Genomic DNA, 16564 nt, shown 5'->3' on the forward strand with positions numbered 1-16564 from the left:
CGCGCCGCGGGAGGGGGCGGGGGGGCGCCCGGCGCCAAAGCGCGCGCCGCCGGGGGGGGGGGGGGGGGGGGGCGCGGGCGCGGGGGGGCGCCCCGGGGGGGGGGGGGGGGGGGGCCGGCCCCCCCCCCCCGCGACCAGTGCTGTGCCGTGTCGGCCTCTTCGGTGGGCAGTCGCTCCTGGTCTGACACCGGATGGGTGGATGGTCAGGGCCCTGCCTGGGGTCTCAGGCGCGGGTCCACTTTTGGTTGGCCCCTCCGGTGCAGGTCCACAGGATCAGCTTGGTGCCGTTGGCGGTCGCCGCGTTCGAGGCGTCCAGGCAGAGGCCGGAGAGGTTGTTGGTGATGGTGCCGTCCGAGTTGATGGTCCACTTCTGGTTGCTGCCGTTCGTGCAGTCCCAGATGATGACCTTGGTGCCGTTGGTGGTGCCGCTGCCTTCGGCGTCGAGGCACTTGTTGCCGTAGACGACGAGTTCACCGCCCGAGCTCTGGGTGAAGGTCTCGTTGCGACCGCCGGAGCAGTCCCAGATCTGCGCCTGGGTGCCGTTGACGTAGGTGCTCTTGTCGATGTCCACGCAGCGGCCGGACGCGGTACCGACCAGGGCTGCACCGTCCGTGCCGGGGATGCTCTGGACGCGGAGGGCGTCGATGTCGGGTGCGGTGCTGCCGGACACCGCGGCGAAGCTTACGGTGTTGCTGCCCTTGGCCAGGCTCGCCAGCACGGACACGGTGCGGTAGGTGGTGGCAGAGCCGGTCGGCGGAAACGCCACGATGTACTTGTACTGACCGTTGACCTGGACAGTGGCCTTGCGGGTCGTGCTGCCGCCGTTGGCGTAGGTGATGTCGACCAGCTTGGTGCCCGCCGCGCCGGCAGTGACGCCGCTGAACGTCGGGGTGGTGGCGGTGGTGGTGTCCTCGTACGTGCTGCCGGTGGCCTCGGTGCCGGAGACCGTCAGGAGCACCGCCTCGTTCGAGGGGACGGAGGTGGTGTAGCCGGTGGCGAACGATCCGGCGTCGGTACGGGTCCAGGCGTTGCGCACGGTGGCGGAGGCGCCGGTCAGGCCGAGGTCGGCCCAGCGGACGGTGATGTTCGCGGCGGAGCCGGTGCGGTTCAGCAGCATCACAGCGCGCTTGCCGGTGCCGGAGAGCACCTTGCCGTACACCTGCAGGCCCCGGGTGCCCTCGGCGACCTTGACCCCCTGGAGCCCGCGCGGGTCCTGGTCGATGGCGAGGACCTCGGGGCTGGTGAGGATGTCACGGGTTTCCGCCGTCATCGTGGCGACGTTGTTGCCGGCCAGCAACGGGGCGCAGGCCATGGACCACAGGCTCATGTGCAGCCGGTTGCGGGCGGCGGTCATGCCGTTCAGGCCGACCATCAGCATGTCCGGGTCGTTGTAGTACCCGGTGTGCTGGGCCGAGGGCTGCAGGGCCTGGTCGAAGTTGCGGTACATCTTGGTCAGCCCCGGCGTCTCCTTGTAGAAGAGGACGTCGTCGCTGGTGCGCCACAGGTCGCCGTAGCCGGTCGCCCAGTTCCAGGGCAGGCCGGAACCCCACTCGCAGAAGGAGAGCACCAGCTTGCGGCCGGTGACCGCGGAGGCGGCCTCGTTCGCGGCGGAGATCGCCTTGTACGTGGTCTCCTGGTTCAGTCCCTCCACCCGGCCGCCGCAGAAGTCGAGCTTGACGTAGTCGAAGCCCCAGCGCTGGAAGGTCTCCAGGTCCTGCTGGTAGTGACCCTCCATCCCGGTGTTGGGAGCCGCGGGCCGGGTGGTGGGGTAGTAGTAGCCGCAGCCCTGCTTGCCCGCGTCGGTGTAGATCCCTGCCTTCAGGCCCTTGCTGTGGATGTAGTCGGCGATGGCCTTCATGCCGCCGGGCCACAGGTTCTCGTCCACGACGATGTTGCCGTCGGCGTCGCGCTGGCCCTGCCACCAGCCGTCGTCGAGGTTGACGTACTTGTAGCCGGCCGCCGCCATCCCGGGGGAGACGAGGGCGTCTGCCTGCTGCTTGATGACGTTGTGGTCGATGCTGCTGAAGAAGGTGTTCCAGGACGCGCCCAGCCCATCGGTGGCGGGGTGACGCCGATCTGGCTGGTGCTCACGGCGGCCGGTTCGGCGGCCAGGGGAACAGACGGCTCTTGTCGGTCGAGGCTCGCCAGACCGGCGACGGCGAGTGCGGCGGCGATCACCTGGGCGGTGACCCGTCTGACCCATCTTCGGGCGGGGGTGCGCGACATGCGGCTCTCCAGAGGGGAGGTGGAAGGGAAACCGGCCTCAGGAACGGCCCGGGGCAGCGAAGGGCCGTGAGGGCAGTCGGTGGGGCACGGGCAGTGTGGTCGGTCCCGGCGCGTCAGCAGACGTCGGACCAGGGGGCGTCCACGCGCTCGATGCAGGTGGAGACCGGGCGATGCAGCCTGGTCCGCGTGCCCGGTGTAGCGGGTCGGGATGTCACGGGATTGGGCGATTTGGCCAGGCGTCCGGCGGAACGGGGCGTCCTGGGGCAACGTGCTCGTGCCGACGTCGGCGCCCAGCCAAAGTTCGGAGCTGTGGTGCAGCAGGGAGCGGGTCGGAGGGGAGGGGGGCCGACAGACCGGAAGGGCGCTCCGAGCTGTCGGCGAGTCCGGGATGAGTGGATCTTGCGCTCATCTGCTCTCCAGGGGGCGTGGGGGAGGAGAGCGGCCGGCGGGTCGGGGTCCGTGAAGGACGCGCCTGCTCGGCATCCACCCCCGTCTGATATGCGACCGCGGCTCGGTGAGTTGAGCAGAAAAGTAGGACTGGGGCGAACGATCGTCAATGATTTTGTCGAAACACGTTGGATTTTGTGTGATCGTCGACAGCGGGCGTCTCTCCTCCCGCTGAAAGGTCGTGATGATGTCCTCCCACCCTGTGCCTGTTCCGCCCGTGGGCGGTCTCGGGGAACTGACCGTGGACGACGAAGTGGAGCTGATCCTCGATGCAGGCGAGTGCTGGTGGGGCGGCGCCGCGGAGGACGGCCTGCCGATGCCTTATGGTGAGCAACCGTTCGTACGTGATCTCGGCGCAGTCGTCCGGTGACGGGGCGCCGTCGAATCAGAGCAGCCCGCTGCTGGTATCGACGCACGGGCGCGTGATCTGGTCGGACCGGCCCTTCACCTTCGCGTTCGAAGGCGGCGAGGGCGGTTCGCTGCGGGTGACGGGACGACAGGTCCGCGTCTGCGGGGCCGGCGCCACCCTGCGGGAGGCGTACCAGAGGGCCGCGCGCCGCTTCTTCCCCCCCCGTCGGGGCGGGCGCCCGCGCGGGAACTGTTCACCGGGCCGCAGTACAACACGTGGATCGACCTCCCCTACACGCCCACGCAGGAGGCGGTCCTGCGGTTCGCCGCCGATCTCCTGGCCGCCGGGATGCCGCCCGGTGTCCTGATGATCGACGACTACTGGTCGCCCGGCTACGGCACCTGGCGGTTCGACGGTGCCCGCTTCCCCGACCCGGCGGCGATCATCCGCCGACTGCACGACTGGGGCTTCTCGGTCATGGTGTGGGTCGTCCCGTTCGTCAGCCCGGACTCCGCCGCCTTCCGGGAACTCGAAGGCAAGGGGCTGCTGATCCGCGACCAGAACGGCGACACCGCGATCCGCCGTTGGTGGAACGGGTTCAGCGCCCTCCTCGACCTCACCGATCCCGCCGCCACCGCTTGGCTGACGGGCCACCTCGACACCCTCATGGCCGAGACCGGCGTCGACGGCTTCAAGTTCGACGCCGGCGACATACGGGACTACCGCGCCGACGACCTCACGGCCACGCCGGCCGAACCGGTCGACCTGTGCGAGGCGTGGGCACGGGTGGGACTGCGATACCCGTTCAACGAGTACCGGGCGTGCTGGCGGATGGGCGGTCAGCCGCTCGGGCAGCGGCTGCAGGACAAGCCGCCCCGGTGGGGCACGGCCGGGATCGAGTCGCTCATCCCCGAGATGCTCGCCCAGGGCATGATCGGCCACCCCTTCACCTGCCCCGACATGATCGGCGGGGGTGAGATCGTGGCGATGGGCGAGCAGGGGGCGACGGACCAGGAATTCTTCGTCCGGTACGCCCAGATCGCGGCACTGAGTCCGATGATGCAGTTCTCGGTCAGGCCCTCCCGCGTTCTCGACGACGTCCATCTCGCCGCGCTACACGCGGCGCTGGCGGTCCGAGCGTCCCTCCTGCCGCTCATCCTCGACCTCGTGGACGAGGCCGCCCGGACCGGTGAGCCGATCGTGCGCCCGATGGCCTACCACGCGAGCGGACTGGAGAACGTCACCGATCAGTTCTTCCTCGGCCCGGACCTCATCATGGCACCGGTGACCACGCAGGGCGCCACCGAGCGGAGAGTCGCCCTCCCGGCAGGCCGCTGGCGCGGCGACGACGGCACTGTCGTCGAGGGCCCCACAGCCGTGACGGTGCGATGCGACCTCGCACGCATCCCGCGTTTCGAGCGTCTCACCGACGCATGACGGACCGCCGTTCGGCGCGCCCCCGGTCATCGAGCCCGGCGGCGACCTCCCGTTGCCGCCCAGCCTGCTGTGCGGTGTTGAAGGGCGGGTCGTGGGAGCCGGGGCCCGGTGTTGTACCGGAAGAGGAACGGCAGGTGCCCAGCGTTGCGTGGCGGCATGGTGGCGGCCACTTCGTGCCGGTGGTACGGCGGTCGCACAGCCCGGTGCCGCGGAGTCCTGTTCCGGGGGCACCGGGGGGTGCAATGCCGGGTCAGCCGACGTCGAGCACGATCTTGCCCCGGGCGCGCCGGGTCTGGCTAAGGCGGAACGCCTCGGCCGCCGCCGCGAGGGGCAGGACGCGGTCGACGTGGACCGTGAGCTTGCCGGCGTCGGCGAGCGTGGCGAGCTCCTCGAGGTCCGCGCTGACGGGCTGAGTGAACACGTGGTGCCCGCCCTTCGCGGATACCTGCTGGTCGACGATCGAGGCGACTCGCGAGGAGTCCGTGAGCAGTTCCTGCGAGACGGCGACGGCGTCACCGCCCACGCAGTCCACCGCGGCGTCGATCCCCTTGGGGGCCAACTGCCGCACCCGCTCGGCCAGGCCCTCGCCGTAGGTGACGGGCTCGGCGCCCAGCGACCGCAGGAAGTCGTGGTTGCGCTCGCTGGCCGTACCGATGACCTGGGCGCCCCGCGCCACCGCGATCTGGACGGCCAGTGAGCCGACGCCGCCGGCCGCTGCGTGCACCAGCACGGTCTCCCCCGCGCTGACGCCGACCGCTACCAGCGCCTGCAGCGCGGTGAGTCCGACCAGCGGAAGGCCGGCCGACTGCTCCCAGTCCAGCGACGCGGGCTTGCGCCCCAGGGTGTGTACGGGTGCGGCGACGAACTCCGCGTAGGTGCCGTGCTGCACCTGCTCCGTGCGGACGTAGCCGATGACCTCGTCGCCGACGGCGAACTGGGTGACGTCGGGGGCGACCGCCTCGACCACGCCCGCCACGTCGAAACCGGGCACGACGGGCAGGGCGACCTTCAGGAGGCCGTCCATGTGACCGGCGACGATGTGCCAGTCGACCGGATTGACCGCGGTGGCCTTAACCCGCACGAGCACCGAGCCGGCGCCGACCTCGGGGGTGTCGGTCTCGGCCAGCTCCAGGACGTCGGGGCCTCCGTACGTACGGGCGAGGATCGCTTTCATGACCAGCACGTGCCTTTCACTCTCAAAATGTGTACAGCGCTTACATTAGTCCTCAAATGTAAGCAGCGTCAACTTCACTCGTCGTTGCTGCGATGATGGGAGGGAAAGGAGATCTCATGGCGACGTCCACCACCTCCCCCCGCGGTCGGTACCACCACGGCGACCTGCGAGCCGCCTGCCTCGAGGCGGCCCGTGAACTGCTGGAGGAGGGAGCCGAACTGTCACTGCGCGCGGTCGCCCGCCGCGCGTCCGTGTCCCCGGCCGCTCCCTACCGGCACTACGCGGACAAGGACGCGCTGGTGTCGGCCCTGGCGGCACAGGGCTGCCGGGAACTGCACGGCTGTCTCGCCGCGGCTGCCCCCGCCGCCGCGACTCCTGACGACTTCGCCGCCCTGGCCGTCGCCTACGTGCGTTTCGCGCTCGCACACCCCGCTCTGTTCCGGATCATGTTCAGGACCTCCTGCGACCCCGCGGACACCGAGCGGGACGCGGCCGCGGCGGACGTGGACGCCTTCGTCCGCCGGGCCGCCGCGCACGCCCGTCCGGACGCTGACCCTGACGCCCTGGGCGTGGCGTGCTGGGCGCTGCTCCACGGGCTCGCCTTCCTCTATCTGGAGGGCAAGTTGCCGACAGACCCGCCGGCTGCGGTCGACGCACGCGTCCGTACATCGGTCGGAGCACTGATCGACGCACGACGGCCCGGCCGGTGACGCGGTCCCACCGCCGGGATGCCGACCTGCGGTGTTTCTTCGAAGTGACAGCCCTCCACTAACGGGCCGCACCGCTGAGTACCTGTTTCTGAACCTCATATCAGCAGGTCAGGGACTGTCAGTCCGATATGAGAACTTAGGGAAAGCGTTCGGGGAACAGTCACGGTGACCGTTCCCCGAACGGAGGTTGCTGCGGCTGACGTGATGCGAGCGAGAGAAGCGTCGGCGCCGCGGCAGTGGTCACCACCACCGCCACCCGGGAGCCCGCCGAGGATCCGGCACCTTGATCACCAACAGGTTGTCAGTACCTTCACAGCACCGCCCGCTACCACGCAAGACGCACTGGCCTCTGTTGATCGGCGGGCCAAGGTGCTGCCCGCTGGAACACACGGAGCCAAAGACGGTGAACGCCTCCGTGCTCAGCACGGAATGGAGGAGCCACCACCCTTCAAGTATCCGTTGTAGACCCAGCCGTACTTCGTTGATGCCGTGCGCAGGTACGTGAACCCGTCAGTCGTGCACCAATAGTCGACCTGGTTGACGGGGGTGGCGGTAGTGGTGATCTCACATTGCCAGTCCGGGCCCTTGCGGAGATTGACATCCCGCAGGAAGTACTGCCCGTAAGCGCTGGTGTCACGGTTGCTCGCGGTGACCCCACAGGCAGCGGCGTCGGTGGGAGCGGCAGCTACCGCCCCGGTCAGGCCGGTTATGGTGAGTCCGGCCGTGAGGGCGACAGCGGTCAGGGAGCGGTGTAGGCGCACAAGGGTCTCCTTTGCTCGCACAAGTTGAGTATCTGTTGCCTCGGACAGGTACTTGTTTTCGATCCGGGGACTTTGACCAGGATGGCTGGGCGGCTGGTTGAGAGACGACGTGATTTGACCTAGCCCGAATAACGACATACTGGACATGCTCTGAGCCATGCCGGTACGCATCCACTTCACCGTTGAGGACGTGGCCCGCACCCGTTTCGCGGAGGCACCCCGTCCATTTCTTGAGCTGAATATCGCGCTGCGGCAACTGCAGGAACGCAGTCATCCGACCCGGTTCGGGTCCTGGAGGCGGGAATCGTTGCGGCGCTTGTCCCCAAGGGTGCAACAGTTGTTCGATCTGATTCCGTCAACGGGCTGGTCAGTGGGCTTCCTCGGTCTCCCGGCAGCCGAAAACATCGGAGAAGTGCTGGATCAAATCCGGGCTATGCCTGCTGCCCGTCTCCGGAAGGACGTGGAGGTTTGGGCCAGCCGCGACCATCAGCGGCCGGTGCCGGCCTGGACGCAGTCGCTCGGTAGCGACAAAGAGCTGCTGCGGGAGTTGACCGACGTCGCAGCCCACGCGTACCAGAACGTCATCGCTCCCTACCAACAGCGCATCGACGCTCTGAGCACCGCGGACCAAGCGCTGCGCAGACGTCATGCCGCCCACGGCGGACTCCACACCTTGCTATCCGGACTCAACCCCCGCCACATCAAGTGGAAGCCGCCTGTTCTGGAACTCACCATGGCCAGCGGTGCGGACGACGACATTCATCTCTCTGGCCGCGGCCTGCTGCTGATTCCGTCCGTCTTCGGGGTCGCATCCCCTTTGCTGGGCGCGAGCGCCGAACCTCAGCCGTATCTGACCTACCCCGTCCGGCGTGACGACACAGACCTCGCTCTGCCGCCTACGGAGACCGCACGGGTCCTCAGCACCGTCCCCAACTCCCTGGCCACGCTCCTCGGCCACACCCGGGCCATCGTGCTGTGGACCATCGCCCATCACCCTGGCTGCACCACCACCGAACTCGCCCGCCATGCCGGTATCTCCCCGGCCAGCGCCAGCCAGCACGCGACCGTTCTGCGCACCGCCGGGCTGACCATCACCGCCCGCCACCACAACACCGCCCTCCACACCACGACCCCGCTGGGCACCAGCCTCCTCAACACCACCGCTTGAGCCTGCGCCACACATTTCGCGAACGGCGCACTCTCGGCTGGTTCAGCCCCTTTACGAGGAGCTGGATGTTCAGAAACAGGTACTGAGCATCATTGGATTCCTCGCAGCCGCCGGAGTGGTTGGGGCCGAATAGCCCGCCGTACGAGTGGGCGACAGGATACGGTGATCTTGACTTGGCCGCCGCAACTCTTGACGGCGAGCGTCGAGCTGGTCATAGCGGAGCGGTGGGCAGAAGGAGCGGCAGGACCTGCACTGAGCCCCCCTCTACAGCGGTAACGATCCGTCACCGTCGGCGCTGGCTGCCGCATCGGTGGCGGCCGTTGGTTCTCCCACTACGACGGCGTCACCGTGACGTCGGTTTCCGGCCTGGACATCGACCACATGGTGCACCAGGCCGAGGCTTGGGACAGCAGCGCGTCGGCGCAGCGAGCGATCAAGTCGACAGTCGCATAATCACGCACTCTTGTTAGAGCCGATTAGGTCGCTTTCGGTACGGTGGAGTCAACCGTCGGCCTGTCGTCTTGTCGGAAGTCGAAAAGGTGTGAACGGCTGAGCCGGTGCGTGAGCGTTGTCAGTGTGGCCACTGATCGGGTGACGCAGGCACGCGGACGGAGAGTGAACGGCCAGTCAGGCAGCCCGTATTCGCGCATTGATGCCGGTGCCGGACTTTGAACCGGTGGCTATCGGAAGCGAGTCCAGGAACAGTGCCCCCGCCAACAGCCCTGTGCTCCCTCTCGGGCTCCACTCGAGCGCGTGCAGTTCGGTGTCGAAGGCGTGCAGGGCTTCGCGGCCGGCCTCCGTCGCCGTGCCGCCGGTGTCGAGGACCCGGCGGGCGCCGGCCTGGACATCCCGGAGACCCATGGGGCCCGCGGTGTGCAGGAGTTCGGTGTCCTGGAGAGTGGACATGACGGTGAGCAGGGCGTCCAGGCGAGCCTCGTTCTCGTCGGCGCCGGTCGAGCGGGCGGCGGCGAGGGCGTCCAGCGCCCGCCGTACGTGCGGGAACCCGGCCCTTGCCTCGCCCCGTGCCCCTGCGGCGCCGTACTTCGCCGAGATCGAAGAGCCGCGCGAGGGCCGTCGCGGGGCCCGTCGATCGGGGTGGGCGGCGATGCGCTTGGCGGCTGCGGCCACGTCCTTCGTTCCGGCAAGCGGGTCGAGGGCGGCCGCGGCGACCAGCAGCCCGAGCACCCACAGGGCGCCGCGGTGGCCGCCGCCTGCCAGGCCCACCGAGTGCTCGGTGCAGCGGCCGATCGCCCCTAGTTCGGTGCGGAGCTGGGGCGTGGGTTCGCCCGTGCGGCGGGCCGCGGCGGCCATCGCCGCGAGGCCGGGCGTGAGCGCCTTGGCAGACCAGCGCAGGACGCTGTGGTCCACCGGGGTCCTACGGGCGGCCAAGTCGCGCGGATCGGGCAGACCGGGCTTGGGGGCGAGCGCCAGCTGTCCGGTCAGCGCGGTCACGGCGGCCTGCGCCAGTACCTCGTCCTCGCGGCTGCTCATGGCCGTACCTCAGGAGGACGCCGAGGCCGGGGCACCGCCGCTTGGCGGCGTGCCCGTGGGGGCGTCGCTCGGAGGCGTACCGCCCACGCCACCGCCGCCGCCCGCGCCGGTGTTCTCCGCGTCGGGGTCGACGCCAAGGGTGAGGAAGCCCTTGTAGCCCTTGGAGGGGTCCTTCTTGTGCACGGCCTCGAGGGTGAGCAGACCGCTGGAGGCGCCGCCGCCGTCGTACACCATGTCATTGTCGAGGGTGGTGTAGCTGCCGGAGTGTTGGGAGTAGGGCTCCAGGGTGAAGATGTCCTCGGCGATGTCGTCGGCGAAGAACAGCTGGCCGGTGTAGTTGACCTTGCCGCCCTCGTAGGTGCCGTCCTCCTTCTCACCGCCCGTGTGCACCTTCAGGTGGATGTGGCAGGTGCGGGGGGTGTACCAGCCGGGGAAGATCGTCTCGAACTTGACGACTCCGTTGGCGTTGGCGATCTGGTAGCCGCGCAGGTAGGTGTTGTCGTTGGCGGTCGAACCGTCTTCGCTCTCCGCGGGCGCGGAGCCGCCGGGGTTGGCGGTGGTGTAGCCGGAGTAGTAACCCCAGGCGTCACAGTGCCAGATCTCCACGGCGGCACCGGGCACCGGGGTACAGCCGTCGGTGGCGTCAACGACGGTGAGACGCAGGGTCAGTGGGACACCGCTCTTGCCCTCGGTGATGTCCTTACGGACCAGGGCACCGTCCAGGTAGTACGGGCCCTCGGTGACACTCGACATCAGTGTCATGCACTCGCCGCTGGTGGAGGCCGCCGAGGCGCTGGCGCTGGCGGTTGCATCGGCGGTGGCCGTGGCGTCATCGGCGAAGGCGGCCTGGTATCCGGCCATGGCGAGGCCGCTGGCGGCGACCGTGCTGCCGGCCACCGCGAGGGCGCGGCGCCTGGTGATCGAGGTGTCTTTGTGGTTTCCGGTCATGTCTATGAGCGTAAGGACGGCGTCTGTCAAGAGCCTGAGCTGTCACTGTGCGCAAGCCGAGAATGCGTAGTTGTCCGCCGCTGGTAAGAGGGGTAGGAGGAAGACGTAGTCGGCGTCCAGGCCTTCCCCGATTGCGGCGCACACGGCGCCACCAGCGTGGCGGCACGGGTCATGTGAGGGCACCGGTGGGGGGCCGGCCTACGACAGGGGCTGATCCGCCGCCTACGGGAGGACTTGTTCCCCATCCGGTGGAATCACCGCCCAGACGCCTGCATCGCGACCACACGGGAGGACTGCCGGACTTCCCGCACGCACAGGTCATCGAGCGTCACCGCACCCCGGGCTGGCCTCCCCACGTCCGCTACATTCTGAGTGCCTGTTTCTGAACCCTCCGGGTGTTGAGGGGGTGCTTTGGGCCGTCTGATGAGCTGGCGGTGTCAGCTCCAGACTGTCTCTGGGGCGCGAACAAGCCCTGCCTAGCTGCCTGTCACTTGACGCAGCTTCAGGAACGAGGGTCTTGAAGGTGGGCGGTCCTGAAGTAGGCTGCCATTGTTCTATTTCAATGAGAACAATGGCACGAGGGGGAGTCATGACCGTCATTCGCAGGTGTGCCCTGACGGCCGTTCCGTTCGGCGTCGCTACCGCCGCCTACGTCGGTATCTTTCTGGCGAGCTACGACCGGCTGCCCGGGCGGATCGCCACCCACTTCTCGGGGGATGGTGGGGCTGACGGCTTCACGGGCCGGACCGCCGCGCTGTGGTTCGGCAGTGGCCTGCTCGTTGGTCTTGGGCTGCTGTTCACAGCGCTGACCCTGGTCTCCAAGGAGAGTCCTGGGGCGCGGTTGACCGCCGCGGTCGGCGCCGGCACAGCAGTCACGCTCGGTTATCCCTTAGTCTTCACCGTCCTCGTCAACACGGACGTCCAGGATCCGGCTGAAGTACAACTGCCGATGTGGCATATGGCCGTTCTACTGCTCGCGGGCCTGGCCACCGGGGCGCTGGCCTGGTTGTTGACGAGCGGCGGGCCGCGCACCGCGCCCACGCGGCTGTCCCCTGCCCTACTGCTGACCGAGGGCGAGGCTGCGGCCTGGAGCCGCACCATAATCTCCCGCGCACTGCTGTTCCCGGCCGACGTCGTCACACTCTGCGGGCTGTTCGCCGTGGCGTTCGGTCCCTGGCAGGCGGGACTGCTGCCGCTCGTCCTCGGTCTTACCTGCGCACCGTTCGCCGGTGTCCGGGTTACCGTCGACCGGCGCGGACTTACGGTTGCCTCGACGGTCCTGCCCAGGCCTCGACTGGTCCTGCCGCTCGGCAGCATCGTCAGGGCAAGCAGCATCCAGGTCAACGCCATGGGGGACTTCGGCGGCTGGGGCTATCGGATACGTCCGAACCGGCGGGGCGTGGTGCTGCGTTCGGGGGAAGCGCTATCGGTCCGCACGGCAGGGGGGCGCGAATACGTGGTCACCGTCGACGACTCGACGACCGCCGCTGCGCTACTCAACGGCCTGATAAATCGCCACGTGGCGGGAGCGTGAGTAGGAATGGTGTTTCGGGTGCTTCCGAGCTCTCCCGTGCCGCTGGGCGAACAGATCGCCGCCTGTGTACGAGGAGCAATCGCCAACGGCACGGCAGCCCCGGGTGAGCGACTGCCGCCTGCCCGCGAGGTCGCCGAGTCGCTGGGCGTCAACGTGCACACGGTTCTGCGCGGTTACCAGCGACTGCGTGACGAGGGCCTGATCGAGCTGCGCCGTGGCCGGGGCGCGGTGATCACCGCGGTGCCCGGCATCGCGGACCAGGCCCGGCTCACCGAGGCCGTGCACGGCCTCATCACCCAGGCACGCGAGTTCGGTCTCACGGACCAGGAGCTCCTGTCTCTGGTGCACGACTGCCTGTCCAGCTCACCCGTCACCACGTCACCCTGAACGCCTCGGGCTTGGGTTCTGCTCCCCGTGGGAGAGTTGAGGGGCTGGGACGCGGTGGAACCCGAGTGGTGATGGTCCGGGTGAACGTCAGTCCCTGTCTTTGTCGCGGGGCGCCGGCTGACCCGTACGGCGGGACTGCCTGCGGGTGATGCGCCTGGTCATGAGGGTGACCGCAGCCCAGGTGATCAGCGATTCGGAGTGCTGGATGAGTCGTTCGTAGTCGCGTGCGTGTCGGCGGGCGAGTACCGATGGCCGGGCCATCGCCGTCGACATCTACGCCGTCCCGCACATCCTGGACTGCAGCGGCACCGGCGGCGGCAGCACGACCATCCTGCGCACCCTCGCCGCCCAGTTCCTTAACCAGGGCGCCCACGCCCTGGTCCTCGACCACACCCGCATCGCCCACCTGTGGGCCAAGGGCCTGCCGACGGTCACGCACCGCGGCAACGTCGCCGGCATCCACGACGCCCTGGTCGGCCTCGGCTCCGAGCTGGATCGCCGCACCGACCTCGACGGTGTGCCGCGACTGATGGTCGTGATCGACCGAGCCGACGCCACCCTGCGGCACCTCGCCCGCTACTGGGAGACGAAAGGGCGCCGCCGGGAAATTTCCCGGCGGCGCCCGGAGGCGTCGGTTGAGATGGGGGTCAACTCACCCGGCGCCGGATCCGCCACAGGCCGAACGCAGTGAGGATCCCGCTGAGTGCCAGATAGATCGCGGTCTCCAGCCACTGGAACGCCCAGTAGCGGTCGCTGGGGTGGTAGCGGACATCGACATGGAGGTCGTGCTTGGCGAGGCACACTGCCGTGTCGCCGAACGTGCCGCCCGCGCCGGTCTTGGGCGGGTTGTCGAGGCAGGTGTTGAACTTGCTGCCGCTGAGGGTCTTGCCGTCCGCGGTGCGCAGCGGGCTCGTCTCGGCGATCCACGCGTCGGGCGCGTTCGGAATCTTCACCCCGCCGAGGACGGAGCCGCCGCCGATACTGCCCAGATTCTGCGCCGAGTTGATGGCTTCGACCGTCATCGGCATCGTGGCCTTGTCCGGCGGCATGAGGCTGGGCCGCACCACGTTGGGAAAGAAGAACTGGAAGGCGAGGAAGACGACGAGCGTCACAGCCATCGCGGGCAGGGTCCGGCGCAGCAGGAGCCCGGCGACGGTGCCCAAGGTGAAGGCCATCGCGGCGTAGCCGATCGGGGCGATGTTGCGCGCGCCGAACACGAACGTGTCGAACTGCTCCTTGACCACCTCGTCGAAGGGGCGGGCCGCCCAGGTCAGCAGGGCCGCGGCCGCGCCGGTCACGATGACGGCGGCCAGGCCGATGAGCAGGACCTTGCCGAGGAGCCAGCGCGGGCGGGTGACGCTCTGGTTCCACACCAGCCGGTGGGTGCCGTTCTCGAGTTCCCGGGCGATCAGGGGAGCGCCCCAGAAGGTACCGATGAGCGCGGGGATCAGGGCGAGCCCGGTCGCCAGGAACAGCAGGGTGTTCTGGAATGTGCTGCGGAACTGGCTTCTTGCCTGGACGCAGTTGGCCGAACTGTCGCAGTTGGCTCGGTAGGCGTCGTAGGCATCGCGGATGTCCGCGCCGAGGTACGCCATGTACGCGGCAATAACGGCCAGTGCGCAGGCGGCGAACAGCGCCTGGGCGCGGAACTGGCGCCAACTCAGCCACATCATCGCGAGGCCCCCCAGGCTGCCGCTTCGGTCCGGGCGGCGGGTAGGGCGGCTGCCCGGGTCATGTAAGCGAGGACGAGTTCCTCCAGGGTGATGGGCTCGGCCTGGTAGGGCAGGGCGTCGGGCGCGGTGCCGGTGCGGACGATCGCGCTGCTGTGCTTGCCGCTGTGCTCGACCGAGATGACCTCGAACCCGGCGCGCGGGTGGTCGAACTCGCCGCGCGCCGCGACCAGTCGGGCGTGCCCGTCCAGCAGGTCCCGGGTGTCGCCGGCGACCTGTACCCGCGAGTCGCACAGCACGATGATGAAGTCGCATACCTGTTCGACGTCGCCGAGGAGGTGTGAGGAGAGCACCGCGCTGGCGCCGAGCTCCAGGACGAACTCCATCAGGTTGTGCAGGAATGCCTTGCGTGCCAGGGGATCCAGCGCCGCTGCCGGCTCGTCGAAGATCAGCAGTTCGGGCCTTTTGGCCGCCGCGATGGTCAGCGCCAGCTGTGCTCGCTGGCCACCGGAGAGCTGCCCCGCCTTCTGCGCGGGGTTCAGTCCCACCTGGCTGATGCGCCGCTCGGCCAGGACCGGGTCCCAGCCCGGGTTCATCTTCGCGCCGAGTTTCATGTGCTCGGCGATGGTGAACGAGCCGTACACCGGTGTGTTCTGCGCGACGAACCCCACCCGGGCCAGATGCGACGCATTGGCCGCCGGACGCGCCCCGAGCACCGTCAGCGAGCCGGACGTCGGCACGGTCAGCCCGCAGGCCAGATGCAGCAGGGTGGATTTGCCGGCCCCGTTCGGGCCCACCAGGCCGATGACACGGCCGGCGGGAATGGTGAGGTTCACGTCACTCAGGGCCAGTTTGCCGCGTCGGCCGTATTTCTTCGTCAAGCCCTCTGCGTGAAGTGCGGGAGGGGAGTCTGCATGTGGCATGCCTTAATCCTGGAATTCCCCGCACTTCCCGGCATCAGTCCAAAGCACGGTCCCCGTTGCCGGCGGCCGTACTTTCGGCCGGTTGGGCGTCGCGGCGCTGCTGATGAGCGAACGGCGTGCGGTACAGCTCGGCGTAAAGCCCGCCGTTGGTGAGCAGTTGGTCGTGGGTGCCTCGTTCTTGGATCCGCCTCACTGTTCAACTACCGGCACAACCTGCCGACCGAGCGGCACCCCGGTGCCGACCTCGACGTCGCGACCCTCGTGATGCACCGGGACTACTCGAACTACCCGGTGGTCGTGTTCGTCGACGACGACGGCACAGGGTTTCGAGGTGGAAGTGGAGGCCGTCGCTCCGGTCGATCCCGCATGGGCGGGCACGCTGCTGCTCACCTGCCTGGACGGTCTGGCGAACGCCCTGGAACAGGCCCCGGACACACTCCTGACAACGGTTGACGTGCTCGGACCGGCCGAGCGCACCCGGATTCTGGCGAGATGGAACGACACGGCCGCACCCGTGCCGGGCGGGTCGGTGCCTCAGGCGTTCGCCGAACGCGTGGCGGCGGATCCGGACGCGGTGGCCGTGGCGGTGACGGCGTGGAGCTCACCTACCGGGAGCTGGACGAGCGTTCGGACCGGTTGGCGCGGGTGCTTTCGGGGGTGGGCGGCGGCCCGGAGCCGGTCTTCGCCGTACTGATGGAGCGCTCTGCCGACCTGGTGGTGGCGTTGCTGGCGGTGCTGAAGGCCGGTGGTGCGTATCTGCCGCTGAACGCGACATGGCCGTCGGCGCGGATGCGTTCGGTGATCGAGGACGCGGGCGCCTGCCTGGTCGTGGTGAGTGAGGCGTCGGCCGTGCATGACGTCGGGGTCGCCGAGGTGACCGTGGACGCCGGGTCGGACGAGGGACCACATCCGGTCGTGGCGGAATCGGCGGCCGTGTATGTGATGTACACGTCCGGTTCGACGGGTGTGCCCAAGGGCGTGGTGACCGCCCACCGGGATGTCGTCGCGCTGGCCAGGGACCGGTGCTGGGGTGTGACGCCGCGGGTGCTGTTCACGCCCCGCACGCGTTCGACGCGTCGTCGTACGAACTGTGGGTGCCGTTGCTGTCCGGCGGCACGGTCGTGGTGGCGCCGAACGAGGCGGTGGACGGGACGGTGATGCGGCGTCTGATCACCGCTCACGAGCTGTCGCATGTCCATGTGACCGCCGGGGCGGGAACTCGCTGCTCGCCGTGCGGATGGCGTCGATGCTGCGCGAACGGGGTCTGCCGTCCCTGCACCCGCGCCTGCTCTACCTCAACCCGACCGTGCGGGAACTGGCGCTCGTGCTGAGGGAGTGA

General features: G+C 68.9%; 14 protein-coding genes and 3 pseudogenes. 9 read left to right on the forward strand and 8 right to left on the reverse strand.

The window, feature by feature from the left end; genetic code table 11:
- Positions 1-223: 223 nt before the first annotated feature.
- A pseudogene (locus tag AC0665_RS37215) lies at positions 224-2226 on the reverse strand (RICIN domain-containing protein).
- Between the two features lie 688 nt (positions 2227-2914).
- On the opposite strand from AC0665_RS37215, the gene AC0665_RS37220 reads away from it, so the two are divergent.
- Positions 2915-3043 carry a hypothetical protein gene (locus tag AC0665_RS37220; protein WP_478610932.1) on the forward strand — a complete coding sequence of 43 codons (129 nt, stop codon included), beginning with the start codon at positions 2915-2917 and terminating at the stop codon, positions 3041-3043.
- A 258-nt stretch (positions 3044-3301) separates the two neighbouring features.
- The gene (locus AC0665_RS37225; RefSeq protein ID WP_478706807.1) at positions 3302-4459 is read left to right on the forward strand and encodes a glycoside hydrolase family 31 protein; all 1158 of its coding nucleotides are present in this window, start codon (positions 3302-3304) and stop codon (positions 4457-4459) included.
- Positions 4460-4709: 250 nt separating this feature from the next.
- On the opposite strand, the gene AC0665_RS37230 is transcribed toward AC0665_RS37225, so the two are convergent.
- Entirely contained in the window at positions 4710-5633 is a 924-nt protein-coding gene (locus AC0665_RS37230; RefSeq protein WP_478706808.1) for an NADP-dependent oxidoreductase, read from the reverse strand.
- 116 nt (positions 5634-5749) lie between these two features.
- Here AC0665_RS37230 and AC0665_RS37235 point away from each other — a divergent pair, with 116 nt between their 5' ends.
- Positions 5750-6343 (forward strand): TetR/AcrR family transcriptional regulator, encoded by a 594-nt coding sequence (locus tag AC0665_RS37235; RefSeq protein ID WP_478610935.1) that lies wholly within the window; start codon positions 5750-5752, stop codon positions 6341-6343.
- Between the two features lie 419 nt (positions 6344-6762).
- Here AC0665_RS37235 and AC0665_RS37240 read toward each other — a convergent pair whose 3' ends face one another.
- Positions 6763-7275, reverse strand: a complete 513-nt coding sequence (locus AC0665_RS37240; protein WP_478706786.1) for an SH3 domain-containing protein — start codon at positions 7273-7275, stop codon at positions 6763-6765.
- Between AC0665_RS37240 and AC0665_RS37245 the strand changes: the two genes are divergently transcribed.
- Positions 7262-8272, forward strand: a complete 1011-nt coding sequence (locus AC0665_RS37245; protein ID WP_478706787.1) for a winged helix-turn-helix domain-containing protein — start codon at positions 7262-7264, stop codon at positions 8270-8272. The two genes, AC0665_RS37240 and AC0665_RS37245, sit on opposite strands and share 14 nt — an antisense overlap.
- Positions 8273-8557: 285 nt before the next feature.
- A pseudogene (locus AC0665_RS37250) lies at positions 8558-8704 on the forward strand (HNH endonuclease); the annotation flags it as partial.
- Positions 8705-8899: 195 nt separating this feature from the next.
- On the opposite strand, the gene AC0665_RS37255 reads toward AC0665_RS37250, so the two are convergent.
- Positions 8900-9763 carry a triphosphoribosyl-dephospho-CoA synthase gene (locus AC0665_RS37255; RefSeq protein WP_478706788.1) on the reverse strand — a complete coding sequence of 288 codons (864 nt, stop codon included), beginning with the start codon at positions 9761-9763 and terminating at the stop codon, positions 8900-8902.
- 9 nt (positions 9764-9772) lie between these two features.
- Positions 9773-10711 carry an intradiol ring-cleavage dioxygenase gene (locus AC0665_RS37260; RefSeq protein WP_478610945.1) on the reverse strand — a complete coding sequence of 313 codons (939 nt, stop codon included), beginning with the start codon at positions 10709-10711 and terminating at the stop codon, positions 9773-9775.
- A 589-nt stretch (positions 10712-11300) separates the two neighbouring features.
- On the opposite strand from AC0665_RS37260, the gene AC0665_RS37265 reads away from it, so the two are divergent.
- Both AC0665_RS37265 and AC0665_RS37270 read left to right on the forward strand, forming a co-directional pair.
- A complete protein-coding gene (locus AC0665_RS37265) occupies positions 11301-12245 on the forward strand; it encodes a DUF1648 domain-containing protein (protein ID WP_478610948.1) in 945 nt (314 codons plus the stop codon).
- 6 nt (positions 12246-12251) lie between these two features.
- Entirely contained in the window at positions 12252-12632 is a 381-nt protein-coding gene (locus AC0665_RS37270) for a GntR family transcriptional regulator (protein ID WP_478610951.1), read from the forward strand.
- A gap of 141 nt (positions 12633-12773) precedes the next feature.
- Here AC0665_RS37270 and AC0665_RS37275 read toward each other — a convergent pair.
- The 3 genes and pseudogenes from AC0665_RS37275 to AC0665_RS37285 form a co-directional block, all read right to left on the reverse strand.
- Positions 12774-12872 (reverse strand): annotated as a pseudogene (locus AC0665_RS37275) (IS5-like element IS4811 family transposase); the annotation flags it as partial.
- Positions 12873-13279: 407 nt separating this feature from the next.
- Complete coding sequence (locus AC0665_RS37280; RefSeq protein ID WP_478706789.1) at positions 13280-14305, reverse strand: ABC transporter permease subunit; 1026 nt, start codon at positions 14303-14305, stop codon at positions 13280-13282.
- Complete coding sequence (locus AC0665_RS37285) at positions 14302-15183, reverse strand: ABC transporter ATP-binding protein (protein WP_478706790.1); 882 nt, start codon at positions 15181-15183, stop codon at positions 14302-14304. The genes AC0665_RS37280 and AC0665_RS37285 overlap by 4 nt, the downstream gene beginning before the upstream one ends.
- Positions 15184-15819: 636 nt before the next feature.
- On the opposite strand from AC0665_RS37285, the gene AC0665_RS37290 reads away from it, so the two are divergent.
- Both AC0665_RS37290 and AC0665_RS37295 read left to right on the forward strand, forming a co-directional pair.
- Complete coding sequence (locus AC0665_RS37290) at positions 15820-16383, forward strand: AMP-binding protein (protein ID WP_478706791.1); 564 nt, start codon at positions 15820-15822, stop codon at positions 16381-16383.
- Between the two features lie 88 nt (positions 16384-16471).
- Positions 16472-16564 (forward strand): hypothetical protein, encoded by a 93-nt coding sequence (locus AC0665_RS37295; protein ID WP_478610966.1) that lies wholly within the window; start codon positions 16472-16474, stop codon positions 16562-16564.

The organism is Streptomyces sp. NPDC043685, assembly GCF_056436585.1.